The 14,489-nt window shown below is 71.8% G+C and carries 6 protein-coding genes; 2 read left to right on the plus strand and 4 right to left on the minus strand.

Annotation, left to right across the window (positions count from 1 at the left end; all coding sequences use genetic code 11):
- Positions 1-13 precede the first annotated feature (13 nt).
- Positions 14-637: a TetR/AcrR family transcriptional regulator gene (locus ACH4DZ_RS37350; RefSeq protein ID WP_398292954.1), complete on the plus strand. Its 624-nt coding sequence runs from the start codon at positions 14-16 to the stop codon at positions 635-637.
- On the opposite strand, the gene ACH4DZ_RS37355 is transcribed toward ACH4DZ_RS37350, so the two are convergent.
- Genes ACH4DZ_RS37355 through ACH4DZ_RS37370 form a run of 4 tightly spaced genes read right to left on the minus strand, consistent with a single transcriptional unit; the run spans position 582 to position 5,615 of the window.
- Positions 582-1,304, minus strand: coding sequence for an ATP-binding cassette domain-containing protein (locus ACH4DZ_RS37355; protein WP_398292957.1), 723 nt, complete (start codon positions 1,302-1,304; stop codon positions 582-584). The two genes, ACH4DZ_RS37350 and ACH4DZ_RS37355, sit on opposite strands and share 56 nt — an antisense overlap.
- A complete protein-coding gene (locus ACH4DZ_RS37360; protein ID WP_398292960.1) occupies positions 1,301-2,326 on the minus strand; it encodes an ABC transporter ATP-binding protein in 1,026 nt (341 codons plus the stop codon). Before ACH4DZ_RS37360 ends, ACH4DZ_RS37355 begins: the two co-directional genes overlap by 4 nt.
- Positions 2,323-4,113, minus strand: a complete 1,791-nt coding sequence (locus ACH4DZ_RS37365) for an ABC transporter permease subunit (RefSeq protein ID WP_398293315.1) — start codon at positions 4,111-4,113, stop codon at positions 2,323-2,325. The genes ACH4DZ_RS37360 and ACH4DZ_RS37365 overlap by 4 nt, the downstream gene beginning before the upstream one ends.
- A 5-nt stretch (positions 4,114-4,118) precedes the next feature.
- The gene (locus ACH4DZ_RS37370; protein WP_398292963.1) at positions 4,119-5,615 is read right to left on the minus strand and encodes an ABC transporter substrate-binding protein; all 1,497 of its coding nucleotides are present in this window, start codon (positions 5,613-5,615) and stop codon (positions 4,119-4,121) included.
- 368 nt (positions 5,616-5,983) lie between these two features.
- On the opposite strand from ACH4DZ_RS37370, the gene ACH4DZ_RS37375 reads away from it, so the two are divergent.
- Positions 5,984-14,485: a SpvB/TcaC N-terminal domain-containing protein gene (locus ACH4DZ_RS37375; RefSeq protein WP_398292966.1), complete on the plus strand. Its 8,502-nt coding sequence runs from the start codon at positions 5,984-5,986 to the stop codon at positions 14,483-14,485.
- Positions 14,486-14,489: the final 4 nt, after the last annotated feature.

The following is a 14,489-nucleotide window of genomic DNA, read 5'->3' on the forward strand; positions in this document are numbered from 1 at the left end:
TAGGGTGACCGGTATGGGACACCGTGAGGATCTGCTCGAAGGCGCCAAGCGCTGCCTGCTGGAAAAGGGCTTCGCCCGGACGACCGCGCGCGACATCGTCAAGGAGTCGGGGACGAACCTGGCGTCGATCGGCTACCACTACGGGTCGAAGGACACGCTGCTCGCGGAGGCGTACATCTCCATCGTCGAGGGGGTCTCCGACGACTTCGACGGTTCGGAGGAGCAGCAGCAGAGGGCGGCCGGTTCGGAGCCCGGTTCGCTGGAGCGGTTCCACGAGGTCTGGAAGAACGTCATCGCGACCATGCGCACACCCGGCTCGCCCTGGCATCTCAGCATGGAGATCGTGGCCATGGGCGACAAGCTGCCCGGGGTGCGCGCCCATCTCGCGAAGGCCCAGCGCGAAGGGGCGCGCGGCGTCATCCCGATGCTGATGGGCGGCCTGGAGGAGGACGTGTCCGAGGACGACGTCGACACCCTCGGCAAGTTCTACATGACCCTGATGATGGGGCTCATCGCACAGTGGACCTTCGACCCCGAGACCGCGACCGACGCCGACGAACTCACCGCGGGTCTGCGGAAGGTCATCGAGGCGACGGAAGGGAAGGTGCCGGGACCGAAGGGGGAGCCGTCGTCCTGAGGATCCGGCCGTCGCGCATCTCGGCCACCCGGTCGCAGAAGTGGCGTACGACCGCCATGTCGTGGCAGATGAAGAGGTAGCCCAGGCCGAGGCGCTCCTGGAGTTCGGCCAGCAGGTTCAGGACGCCCGCGCGCAGGGACGGGTCGAGGGCGGAGACCGGCTCGTCGAGCACCAGCAGTTTCGGGCCGCTCGCCAACGCGCGGGCGATTCCGGCGCGTTGGCACTGACCGCCGGACAGCTCGTGCGGACGGCGGTCGCCGTGGGACGGGTCGAGTCCGACCTGTTCCAGAAGCTCCGCCACGCGGGCGGGGCCGCTCGTCCGGTCCCAAGCGCCCTGTACCCGCAGGGGTTCCGCGACCGCGTCCCGGACGCGGCGGCGCGGGCTGAGGGATCCGTACGGGTCCTGGAACACCGGTTGCAGCGCCGGCCTCAGCGGTCGTAGGCGCCGTTCGTCCAGCGACGTCAGCTCCTGGCCGTCGAACCACACCTCGCCCCCGTCGGGGCGGCGGAGCTGGAGCACGGCCATGGCCGTGGAGGACTTGCCGCAGCCCGAGGGGCCGACGAGTCCCAGGGTCTCGCCACGGGCGATGTCGAAGGAGACGCGGTCCACGGTTGTGCGGGGGCCGTGGCGTACGACCAGGTCGCGTACGGAGAGGAGGGGGCTCACGTGGGCTCCATGAACAGTGCGGCCGGGTCGTCCGGGAGGTCGCCTCGGCGGTGACAGGCGACCGTGCGGTCGGCCCGGGTCCGGGGCTCGGGGTGTTCCGTGCGGCACTCCGCCGCGGCGAGGGGGCAGCGGGGGGCGAAGGCGCAGCCCGGGGGGAGGTCGGTGGGGGCGGGGGGTGTGCCGGGGATCGTGGGGAGTCGGGTGCGGGTTCGTCGTGGCCGGTCGCGCAGTTCCCCGCGCCCCTTGAAAGGCAGGCGCGTCGAGGCCAGGAGGCCCGCCGTGTACGGGGCGTGCGGGCGGGCGAGGACTTCCCTCGCCGGGCCCTCCTCGGCCAGGCGGCCCGCGTACATCACCAGGGCGCGGTCGGCGTGTGCGTGGACGGCCGGGAGGTCGTGGGTGACCAGGACCAGGGCCGCGCCCGTGGCCCGGGTGCGCCGGGTCAGCAGGTCGAGGATCCGGCGGCGGGTCCGCGGGTCCTGGGCCGTGGTCGGTTCGTCGGCGACCACGAGCGCGGGGGAGTGGAGCAGTGACATGGCGATGACGGCCCGTTGCCGCATACCGCCCGAGAACTCGTGCGGATGACGCCGGGCCTGGTCCCCAGCGATGCCGACCTCCTCCAGCGCGGCCACCGCCCGGGCCCGCGCCGCCCGGCGGGACACCCCGTCCACGGACCGTACGGCCGCCGCGAGCTGGTCGGCCACCGGGTGCACGGGGGAGAGCGCCGAGAGCGCGTCCTGGGGTACGAGGGCGAGCCGGCGGCCCCACAGGGCGGCGCGTACGGAACGGGGGGCGCCCACCAGTTCCCGTGGTCCGAGCCGCACGCTGCCCGACACCGTCGCCCGCCGGGGCGGCATGCCGAGCAGCGCGCGGGCCGTCAGGGACTTGCCCGCGCCCGACTCGCCCACCACGGCGAGGACTTGACCGGCCCGTACGTCGAAGGAGAGGCCGCGGACGGCTTCGACGGCGCCGAAGGAGACCCGCAGGTCCCGTACGGAGAGCAGTACTTCGGGGTGGGTGTTCAACGGGCCGGCTCCTTGCGGGGGCGACGAAGTGCGGCAGGGACGAAGGAGAGGCGGGTCCGGGCCGGTGAGCCGCCCCGGGCCGGCTCACCCACCGTGTACGAGGCCGCCGACACCGAGAGTCCCGCCAGCAGTGCCAGCGCGACCGCCGGGGCCAGGGCCGCCCAGGGGGCGCGTTCCACGTAGGCACGGGACTCGTCCAGGAGGAGCCCCCACTCCGGTGCGGGCGGCTGCGCGCCGAGGCCGAGGAAGCCGAGCGAGGCGAGGGCCAGGGCGATGCCGGGCAGGCGCAGCAGGGCGTGACGGGTGACCGGGGCCGCCACCGACGGCAGGACGTGCCGGGTGAGGATCCAGAACGGGCTCGCGCCGATGGCCCGTTGGGTCAGGAGGAAGGTGGACGCGCGGATCTCCTGCACCAGCGCCGCCGCGTGGGCCGCCAGGGGCGGCCAGGAGATCAGGGCCACGGCCCACGCGGCACCGCCCGTCCCCGGGCCCGCGACCGCCGCGACCAGGATGCCGACGATCACCGGTGGCAGGGCGTTCGCGATGTCCGAGGCGCCGGCGGCCACGCTCGGCAGAAAACCGAGGGCCAGCGCGAGCAGCAGACCGGCCAGGCACACCGCGGCGGCGGTGCCGACCGTCGACGCGGCCCCGTGCCCCAGCCGCGCCAGCACGTCACGGCCGAGCCCGTCGGTGCCGAGGGGGTGGGTCCAGGACGGTGCCAAGAGGCGGGCGGCCGTGTCCACGGTGTACGGGTCGCGCAGCAGGCCCCAGGCGATGGAGGTGAGGAGTACCGCCGCGAGTGCCGACGGGACCGCCGGGTGCGCGCGGACCGGGCGGGCGGGCGGCAGCGTCAGTCCCGCGTCGCGCAGGGCGGGGCCCAGCAGCCGGCGCCGTACGACGGCCGCCGCCGCGCCCGTCACGAGGCCGAGCGCGAGCAGGGCGAGCACGGAACCCTGGAGCAGTGGCAGGTCCTGCGACTTGGCCGCGCCCAGGGCCGTACGCCCGATGCCCGGTACCGCGAACACCGTCTCGACGGCGACCGCACCGCCGGTCAGGCCTACGGCGACCATCCCGAACTGCGGTACCAGCGGCGGCAGTACGCGGCGCAGGGCGGCGCCCGCGACGCGTGCCCTGCTCACTCCGGCGCCCTGCCACAGCTCCACCCACCGCTCCGCCAGGACGGCGGGCAGCGCGTCCGCGACCAGACGGCCGAGCAGGCCGCCCGCGGGTACTCCCAGTGCGAGCGCCGGCAGCAGCACGTACCGCGGTCCCTGCCAGCCGGAGGTCGGCAGCCAGCCGAGCCACACCCCGCAGGTCAGCAGTGCGAGGGTGGCCAGCAGGAATTCGGGCAGCGCGGCGAGCATCGCGGCGAACGCGCCGGCCGAGCCCCGGCCCCGTACGAGCACCGGGGCCACCAGCGCGCAGGTCACCAGGAGCGCGATGCCGAGGGCGGCGCCCATCAGCGCGAGCGACACCTGGAGTCCGGCGGCGACCGACGGCAGGACGTCGGTGCCCGACACCCACGAGGTGCCGAGGTCGCCGCGCGGCAGCCCCGAGGCCCAGCTCCCCAGCAGGGAGAAGGGGCCGGTGTCGAGGCCGAGGTCGGCGCGGATCGCGGCCAGGGCTTCCGGCGTGCCCTCCTGTTCGGCCGAGCGGGCGCGCAGGACCGTGAGCGCGGGGTCGCGGCCGGAGAGCCAGGGGAGCAGTCCCACGGTGGCGAGGACCGCGGCGAGGCAGCCGAGCCGCGTGAGGGCGGTCCGGCCGACCGGACCGGACAGCCGTGCCACGAACGTCACTTGACGTAGGTCTCGGCGGTGACCAGCGCTCGTTCGCGCGGATCGTGCTCGACGTCCACGACACCGGCCGCGTCACCCTGGATCACGCGCTCGTGCAGCATCGGGATCGCCGCGTCGGTGGCCAGCACGGCGGCCTCCGCGTCGACGACCGCTCGGCGGCGGGTCTCGCCGGTCTTCGTCCCCGCGGCCCTGTCCAGGGCCGCGTCGACCTTCCCGTCCGACAGCTGGGAGATGTTGAAGGAGCCCTCCGCGTCGAAGTCGCTGTAGAGGTAAGCGGCCGGGTCGCCCGAGTCGAGGATCGTCGCCCGGGACAGGATGAACGCGTCGAACTCGCCCGCCAGCGCGTCGGATTCGATGTTCGCGTACTCGCGGACGTCCAGCTTCACCTCGAACCCGGCCTTCCGGAGCTGCTGTTGCAGCGCCTGCGCCACCTCCGGCAGTTCGGCGCGGTCGGTGAACGTACCGATGGTGATCCTCTTCCCGCCCGGGGCCACGGACCCGACCCGCTCGACCGGCTTCCGCAGACCGGCCGCCCAGGGGAGGGCGGGGCCCAGCAGGCCCTTCGCCAGGTCGGCCCGGCCCTCGTACACACCCCTGACGATCGACTCGGCGTCGACGGCCTCGCGGGCGGCGGCCCGCAGGGAGGCGTCCTCGAAGGGGCCGCTCGCGGTGTTCAGATACAGGGTGTTGGTGCGCGGCATCGGGACCTCGGTGATCAGGTCCTCGTCGAGCAGCGCGGCCTGCGACACCGGTATCGCCTCGACGATGTCGGCCTCGCCGCTGCGCAGGGTGGCCGCGCGGGCGGTGCCGTCCGGCACGAACCTCACGTCGACACCGGGGGACTTGGCCCTGCCGCCCCAGTAGCCGTCGTAGCGGTCCAGGGTGGCGGACGAGGTGCCGTTCACCTCGGTCAGTTCGAAGGGGCCGGTGCCCGCGCCGACCGGGCTGACGGTCTTCCCCCGGTACGCCTTCGCCGCCAGGATCGACAGCTGCGGCGAACTGAGCCGCTGCGGGACGAGCGGGTCCTCGTCGGCGGTGGTGACGGCGACCGAGTCCCCGTCGGCCCGCACGGTCAGTTCCACGCCGTCGAGGATGCGCGGCTTGGGCGAGGCGGTGGCGGCCCTGGTGAGCGAGCGGACGACGGACTCGGCGGTGAGTCGCGTGCCGTCGTGGAACGTGACGCCCTCCCGTATCCGGAAGGTCCAGGTGCGACCCGCCTGCCGCCATCCGGTGGCGAGCGCGGGCTCGGCGTCACCGTCCGCGTCGAGGGTCACCAGGGTCTCGGCCGCCGACCAGCGCGACAGCTTGAACGCGTCGTCGGAGAGCGGAGAGAGCCCGGAACGCGGTGGGTTCATCATCGCGACGCGTACGCGCTTGCCGTCGCCGTCGCCCGCGGATCCGCCGGCGGCCGATCCTGAGAAACAGCCGGTGAGCAGCAGCGTGGAGGCCGCGGTCGCCGCGGAGAGGGGGAGCAGACGGGTGGGCAGGCGCACGGAGCACTCCGGGTAAAGGGCTGGTCAATGGAGAGGTGCGCCGACCGTAGCATGATGATAATCGTTTTCAGTAATGGCCCCACTCCACCCCCCTGGCTGGAACCCGTCACCAGGGCGGCGGATTTTCCACTGGTGACGTGTACACGTCGACCCGACTATGTGGTGCACGTGCGTTCGGTGTGTGTTTTCTGTGCGCGAACAGCCTGCTGTGGCAACCGCCGTGGCACCTGGTGCGACACCCACCGGATCTTTCCGGAACAGCGCGAACCGCCGAATTAGCCGCTGCTGAAGGGTCGGGCCGCATCATGGCCGGTCGGGTGTGGGGACGTAGACGTTTTCTTCCGCTGTTACTGGGGTTCGCCCTGCTCGTGTCGCTGCTGTCCGGCAGCGTGTGGCGGGCCGGCGAACCAGTACCCGCGGCCAATGTGCAGCCCTTGGGCGGCTGCGTACCGGGGTCGGAGGCGTCGGCGAAGGGGCCGATCGCCGCGGAATCCGCCCCGGTGACGAAGGCGTGGGTCGTCCCGGGCACCGGGGTGACCAAGCGCGTCGCACGCGACGGCGCCGAGGTGGCGCTGGCGCCGGAGGCGGTGGAGCGGCCGACGGAGATCGGCGTCCAGCCGCTGACCGAGAGCAGCATGCCGAGCCTCGGCTCCGGCATGGACAACATGACCGAGGGCCCGAGCGGCTTCCGGTTCACACCGACCCCGCACACCTTCGAGGCCGACATCACGGTGACGCTGCCGTACGACCCCGACGCGGTGAAGACGGCCGGACTCACGCCCGAGGACGTGCGGACGTACTACTACGACGAGGCGGCCGACTGCTGGCAGCCGCTGGAGCGGCTCGCGGTCGACGAGGAGAAGCAGGTCGTCGTCTCGCGGACCGGTCACTTCACCGACATGGTGAACGCCACCGTCACCGCGCCCGAGGGCCCCGAGCAGGTCAGCCACGACCCGAACCGGATCCAGGGCATCCAGGCCGCCGATCCCGCCGCCGGCATCGAGCAGATCGCCGCCCCGGCCGCCAACAGCCAGGGTGACGCCCGGCTCTCGTACCCGCTGGAGCTGCCGGCGGGGCGCGGGGGAACAGGGCCCGCCCTCTCCATCGGCTACTCCTCCGCCTCCGCCGACAGCTGGCTGGGCAGCGGCTGGGAACTCACGACGCCGTCGATCTCCATCGACACCCGCTGGGGCGTGCCGCGCTACGACACGGCCAAGGAGACCGAGACGTACGTCCTGGGCGGCGAACAGCTCACCCCCCTCGCCCACCGCACCGAACCGCGGGCGCGCGGCGAGGGTGACAAGGTCTTCCACACCCGTGTCGAGGGCGGCTTCGCGCGCATCGTGCGTACCGGCGACTCGCCGAAGACGTACGGCTGGGAGGTGACCGACAAGTCCGGGGTCCGCCATGTCTACGGCGGCGAGGGCGCCGTGCTAACGGACGACCGGGGCAGCATCTTCTCCTGGGCGCTGCGCGAGGTGCGCGACCCGCACGGCAACACCGTGCGCTACAGCTACACACCGGTCGAGGACGCGGGCGTGGCGGGCGGCACGGTCGCCGGCCGCGAACTGTACGTCAAGAAGATCGCCTACAGCGGGCACGGGGACACCGACGGCCCCTACACCGTGACCTTCGTGCGGGACCGCGAGCTGGGCGAGCCGCGCCGCGCGGACGTGTCCATCGACGCGCGCGGCGGCTTCAAGCGGGTGACCGCCGACCTGCTGCGCCGTGTCGAGGTGCGGTTCCACGACGAGCTGGTACGCGGCTACGAACTCGCCTACCGCGAGGGCGCGTTCCACAAGACGCTGCTGAAGTCGGTCGCGCGGCTCGACGCCGACGGCAAGGTCTTCACCGAGCACGCGTTCTCCTACTACGACGACATCCGCGACGCCGACGGCGCGTACGACGCGTTCGCGAAGGTCGACTGGTCCTCGCCGGACGACAACGTGCGCAACGGCCGGGTCGACGGCGTGCGTTCGGGCGCCGGGGAGGCCGGAGCGCTCAACGGCAACACCTCCACCGGCGTCGGCGGCCACCTGTACGTCGGCTTCGGTTCGAACCGTTCCAAGAGCGGCTCGGCCGGCGTGAAGGCCGGCTACAACCGGTCCACCGACGAGGGGCTGCTCGCCCTCCTCGACGTGGACGGCGACAACCTGCCGGACAAGGTCTTCGAGCGCGGTGACGGTCACGTCTTCCGCAAGAACCTCTCCCGCCCGGGTGGCGAGCCCGAGTTCGCCGCCGCCACGACCGCCCTGCACAACCTGCCGGGGCTCTTCCGCGAGTCCACCAGCAGTCGCACCGCCGGAATCGAGAGCTACCTGGCGGGCGCTCAGCAACTGGACCACGTCAGCACCGTCTCCACGACCCAGCGCTATTTCGCCGACGTCAACGCCGACGGCGTGGTGGACCTCGTCAACGGCTCCGCCGTGGTGTTCGGCCGGGTCGGCTCCGACGGCGGGGTGACCTACGGATCGGCCGCCGACACCCCCGCGCCGATCGGCACCGGCACCGTCGACGCGGCGGGCACGCTGCCCGACCTGACCGCCGAGCGCGAACGCCGGATCGCCTCCTTCCCGCTGGTGGACTCGGTCCGCAGGTGGACGGCCCCGTACGACGGCACGGTGGCCGTCACCGGCACCGTGGCCTTGGAGGAAGTCGCCGGAGAACTCCCCGAGTTCGCCGACCCCGACGGCGTCCGGGTGGCCGTCCAGCACGAGAACCGGGAACTGTGGTCGGCCCGCATCCAGGAGGACGACCGCACCCCGCGCGCCCCCGAGGGCGTCGACGCGATCGAGGTGGAGCAGGGCGACCAGCTGTACTTCCGGGTCGGCTCGGTCCTCGACGGCGCCGCCGACCAGGTCGCCTGGGACCCGGCGGTCGCGTACACCGGCTTCGAGGCGGCCGACGCCAACGGCCTGCCCCTGCACTCCTACCAGGCGTCCGAGGACTTCACCCTCACCGGACGCGCCGGAAGCGTCGAGGCACCGGCGGCGGGCACCCTGCGGCTGACCGGTGACCTGAAGAAGACGGCCGCCACCACCGACGACCTCACCGTCCTGATCACCCGGGACGGCGATCCCGTGGTGGAGAGGACCGTCGACGCGGCCGACACCGGGACCTTCGACGTCGGCACCTCGGTCACCGTCACCAAGGGACAGCGGCTCACCTGGCGGATCAAGGCCGACTCCCCGATAGACATCGCCGCACTGGACTGGGCGCCGCGGGCCGAGTACACCGAGGCCGAGAGTGTGGAGGGCGAGTCGGAGTTCAGCCCGCCGTACGACATCGACACCTACGCGACCCGTGGCGAGCCGCAGCGCCCGTACACCGCCCCCGGCGGCACGCTCACCGTCACCCCGCGCGTCGAGGGCGGCTCCGGAACCGCGGTGTTCACGGTGAAGAAGCGCGGCGCGCTCCTCGCGAAGGAGACCGTGCAACTCGGCGGTGAGGCACCGTCGTTGCAGGTCGAGGCAGAGGCGGGCGAGGCGCTGTACTTCGACGTCACCGGCTCCGGCGTCACCGCGGCCGAGGTGACCGTGGGCGAGGACACCGTCGCGGCCACCGTGCACAGCCGCGCCACCGAGGGCGTCTTCGCCCGCCCGTACCGCGGCTGGTCCGCCGTCGGCTACAACGGCAACGGCGACCGGGCCGAGCAGCCCGTTCGGCAGGCCGACCTGACCGGCGAGTCCCTCCCCGACCGGCTGCCCGACGACGTGGACCCGGCGGCCGAGCGCGAGGAGTTCGAGAGGGACCCGCGGATCACCCCGCCGGACGTGGTGCCGTTCACCCCCGACCGGGAGCACGGCCGCTGGACCTCCGGCGACGTCTGGGTGGCCGCGGACCGGGCGACCGGCTCGCGCTACGGCGGGCAGACCATCGGCCTGCCCACCGCCGAGTCCCTCGCCTCCGTGCAGGCCGTACCCCGGATCTCGGAGTCCGAGCAGATCTCGCTGACCGGCTCGATCGGCGGCGGGGTGGGCAGCGTCGGCGGCAGCGTGGCCTTCGGCACCTCGCGGGGCGTCCTCGACTACCTCGACATGAACGGCGACAGCTATCCGGACGTCGTCGGCTCCGCCGGTGTGCAGTACACCGAACCGACCGGCGTGCTCGGCGCCACCAAGGGCAACGTCCCCGGCGGAGCGGTGCGCGAGTCGGACAACGTCACCGGCAACGCCAACGCGGGCAGCGCCGCCCGCACCCTCACCACCGGCCGGGGCCACGCCGCCCCGCCCGCCACGGGCACCGCCAACACCGCCACGTCCGGCAACGACATGCCCCCGCTGGGCGTCGGCGGCAACCTCGGCAGCGGAAAGTCCGACGGCCGCTTCGACCTGCTGGACATCAACGGCGACAACCTGCCCGACCGCGTCCACGAGGACGGCCGCGCCGCCCTCAACCTCGGCTACAGCTTCGCCGCCGCCGAACCCTGGCCCGGCGGGAGGATCAACGAGGGAACCAGCTCCAGCGCGGGCCTGAACATCGGCTTCGAGACCGACTTCTACGGCTTCGGCGGCGGCGCCTCCTTCGACCGGACCTCGTCGTCCACCAAGAACTCCCTGGTCGACGTCAACGGCGACGGCCGCGCCGACCGCGTCCTCGCGGGCGAGCCCATCAGGGTCGCCCTCAACACCGGCTCCGGCTTCGCCGACCCGGTGCCCTTCAAGGGCAGCCTGGACGGCATCAACAAGGACTCCAACGCCAAGCTCGGCGGCGGCGCCTACTTCACCATCCCCTTCTGCACGCTGTTCGTGACCGGCTGCGTCATCACCAACCCGGGCGCGAGCGTCTCCACCGGTGCCTCGCGCGCCGAGCAGATGCTGCGCGACATCGACGGCGACGGGCTCGCCGACCACCTCGCCTCCACGAAGGACAGCGAACTGACCGTCGCCGCCAACCGCACGGGCCGCACCAACCTCCTCAAGTCCGTGTCCCGGCCGCTGGGTTCGCGTATCGACCTCGACTACACGCGCGACGGCAACACCTACGACCAGCCCGCCACCCGCTGGCTGCTGAGCGGTGCGAAGATCCACGACAACCTGCCCGGCGACGGCCCCGACACCCAGTCGCTCGCCTTCACCTACCGGGACGGCGCGTACGACCGCCTTGAGCGCGAGTTCCGCGGCTACGGCACCGTCGCCACCAGCCAGGACGGGCAGCGCACCGCCACCACCGAGTACGACACCCGCGGCCACTACACGCGCGGCCTGATCGAGCGCCGCACCGTGGCGGACAGTTCGGGCGCCCTGTTCACCGAGACGGTGAACAGCTACGACCTGCGGGACGTCACCACCGGCGAGCCCGCCGACGGCCGCTCGACCCGCGCCACCCTCTTCCCGCACCTGACGAAGACGCAGTCGCGCTGGTACGAGGGCGAGGCGCAGCAGGGCAAGAGCACGTCGAAGGAGCTGTCGTACGACGACCTGGGCAATGTCGTCCGCACGACCGACCGCGGCGAACCCGGCGCCGCGGACGACGTGGAGACGAGGACCCGGTACACCGAGTGCGCCGACACCCACATCGTCGGTGTCGCGCGTGCCGTGGAGGTGTACGGCGGCGGCAGGAAGATGCGCTCGCGCGCCTCGGAGGTGGACTGCGCCACGGGCGACGTCACCCGCCACACCGCCGAGCAGACCCACGGCGCGAAGGCCGTCACCGACCTGGAGTACAACGACACCGGCACCCTGAAGTCGGTGAGGTCGCCGGAGAACCACCGGGGTCAGCGCTTCCGGCTGACCTACGAGTACGACGGTCCGACGGGCACGTACGTGACGCGGACGAAGGACAGCTTCGGCTACAGCTCGACCGCCGAGTACGACCTGGGGTTCGGCCTGCGGACCGAGTCCACCGACGTCAACGACCAGAAACTGCGCACCACTTACGACCGGGCCGGCCGGGTCTCCTCGGTGACGGGACCGCACGACCACAAGGCCGACCGCCCGACCATCGCCTTCGCTTACCACCCCGAGGCCGGTGTCCCGTACGCGGTCACCCGGCATCTGGACCGTGCCGCGGACGGGAAGGCGAAGGACGACACGATCGACACCGTCACCTTCGTCGACGGTCTCGGCCGGGTCGTCCAGACGAAGAAGGACGCCGAGGTCGCGGGCAAGGACGTGATGACGGTCTCCGGCCGCGGTGTCTTCGACGAGCTGGGCCGCATCGTGAAGCAGTACTACCCGGTCACCGAACCGAAGGGCGCCGCGAACACGGCCTACAACCCGGCCGTCGACACGGTCAGGCCGGCCCGGATCACCTACGACGTACTGGATCGCGCGCTGCGCACCGAACTGCCGGACGGGACGGTGACCTCCCTCGACTACGGCTTCGGCACGGACCGCGCCGGCAGACCGCAGTTCGAGACGGTGGCGACCGACGCGAAGGACAATCAGACGCGCACCTACGTGGATGTGCGCCAACAGCAGACCGCGGTCCGTGAACCGGGCGCGAAGAAGGGCGACCCGCCGATCTGGACCTCGTACGCCTTCGACGCGCTCGGACAGCTGACGAAGGCCGTGGACGACGAGAACAACACGACCGCGAGCGAGTACGACGACTTCGGCCGCCGTACGGTCGTCGACTCCCCGGACGCGGGCCGCACCACGACGGGTTACGACCCGGCGGGCAATGTGACCCGCACGGTCACCGCGAACCTGGCGAAGAAGCACAAGGCGATCGAGTACGAGTACGACTTCAACCGCCTCGTGAAGGTCGGCTATCCGGTCTTCAAGGACAACGACGTCCGTTACACGTACGGCGATCCGGGCGCCAAGGACAACACCGCCGGCCGGGTGGCGAAGATCGAGGACGCCGCGGGAACGGTGAAGCGGCGGTACGGCCCCCTCGGTGAGGTCGTCGAGGAGACCCGCACACTGCCGGGCCCCCTCCACAGCACCAGCGTCTTCACCACGGGCTACCGCTACGACAGCTTCGGCAGGGTCCTGTCGCTGACGTACCCCGACGGCGAGGAACTGAGGTACACCTACGACAGCGGTGGCCAGGTCACCGCGGCGACGGGCACCAAGAAGCACCACAGCTACGACTACCTGAAGTCCCTGGACTACGACAAGTTCGGTCAGCGGACCCGGGTCGAGCTGGGCAACGGCACGGCGACGTCGTACGCGTACGACGCCGAGGACCGCCGGCTCGCGACGCTCGACTCGACGCTGCCGAAGGGCGACTCGTTCCAGAAGCTCAGCTACACCTACGACGCGGTGGGCAACGTCACCCGTCAGGCGAACGCGGCCGGACCCACCGCCGACGCCGCGGACAGCGAGATCTCCACCGAGTCGGGCGGGCCCACCGTCCAGACGTACACGTACGACAACCTCCACCGGCTGACGAAGGCGGCCGGCTCGTACGACTTCGCCAAGAAGAAGACCGACACGTACGCGGTGTCGACCACGTACGACACGATCAACAACATCACGAGCAAGGACCAGCGCCACGCGATCGTGTCGGACAGCGGTCACGAGAGCGTGCAGAAGCACACCACCTACGCCAACGCCTACGCGTACAAGGACGCCGGCCCGCACGCCCCCTCCCGGGTCGGTGAGGAGTCCCTGTCGTACGACGCCGACGGCAACCTGGTCGACAGCGAGTCCGGTGCCCTCGGCCACCCGCGCCGCCAGCAGGTCTGGGACGAGGGCAACCGACTGGCGTGCGTCCACGACCTGTGGAAGTTCGAGACGGTGGAACAGGAACCGTCCTCCTGCGACAGGCCCGGCAAGTCGCCGACCGTCCGCTTCACCTACGACGCCGACGGCAAACGGGTCGTCAAGGAGGGCGCGCGGACGGCCCTCTACCCGAACCAGAACTATTCGACGCGGGGCCTTCAGGAGTTCAAGCACGTCTTCGTCGGCACGACCCGCATCGCGACGAAGACCTCCAAGCCGCTCGGGCTCTACGAGAAGGACCAGTTCTATTACCACGCCGACCACCTGGGCTCGACGTCGTTCGGCACGGACGACAAGGGCCGGGTCGCGGAACACCTCGACTACTTCCCGTCGGGGGAGGTCTGGGTCGACGAGAACAAGGGACTGGCGGAGAACCCGTACCGCTTCACCGGGAAGGAGCTGGACGAGGAGACCGGCTACACGTACCACGGGGCGCGGTACTACGACGCGCGCGCGGGGCTGTGGCAGTCCCCGGACCCGGCGCTCGGCGCCTATCTGGACGGCTCACCGAACGGCGGGGTGCGCCGCCCGGCCAACCTCAACCTGTACGGGTACGCCTACGACAACCCCGTCGGATACTCCGATCCCTCCGGTCTCACTCCCGAAGGTGAGGATTTCAATCTCGGGCGGCACCTCATGGAGAAGTACACCCGCCACCACGACCAGGCGATCACCATGGCCGGACGCCAGCTCCAGGAGACCCATCCGCTCGGCAGGGTGACCATGGACCTGCAGAGCCTGGGACAGCGCCCTCCGGAGAATTCCGTCAACGGTGGCTGGGCGGATCTCATCCTCTGGACGGACACCTTCGTCTACGTGTGGGACGCCAAGCACAAGGGCGGCGGGGCCGAGAAACAGGGCGTGACGGACGTCAAGTGGTACGTGGACAACCTCCAGGCCCAGCTGCTGGCCAAGGGCGACACCCGGCTCGTCGCCGCCGGATTCGATCTGCAGCGGGAGGAGGAGCCGTCCTGGTACGAGGAGAACACCCTGCTGGAGATGGAGTCGTCGCAGACCTATCCCGGCAAGGGGGTGATCACGTACACCACGACCAAGCAGGCCCCGCAGGAGGCGCCCGTGCCCGTCCCCACCCCTGTCCCCCTGCCCGCGCCCTCGGAGCAGAGCAACAGGCTGGCGTTCTTCGGCACGGTGCTCCTCGCCATCGGAGCGGCCGGGGCGATGGCGTTCGCCCCCTGACACC

This window comes from Streptomyces sp. NPDC017991, assembly GCF_044328075.1.
GTDB lineage: Bacteria > Actinomycetota > Actinomycetes > Streptomycetales > Streptomycetaceae > Streptomyces.

Coding starts and splice junctions, on each gene's coding strand:
- ACH4DZ_RS37350 (WP_398292954.1), top strand. CDS start 14: ATGGGACACCGTGAGGATCTGCTCGAAGGCGCCAAGCGCTGCCTGCTG.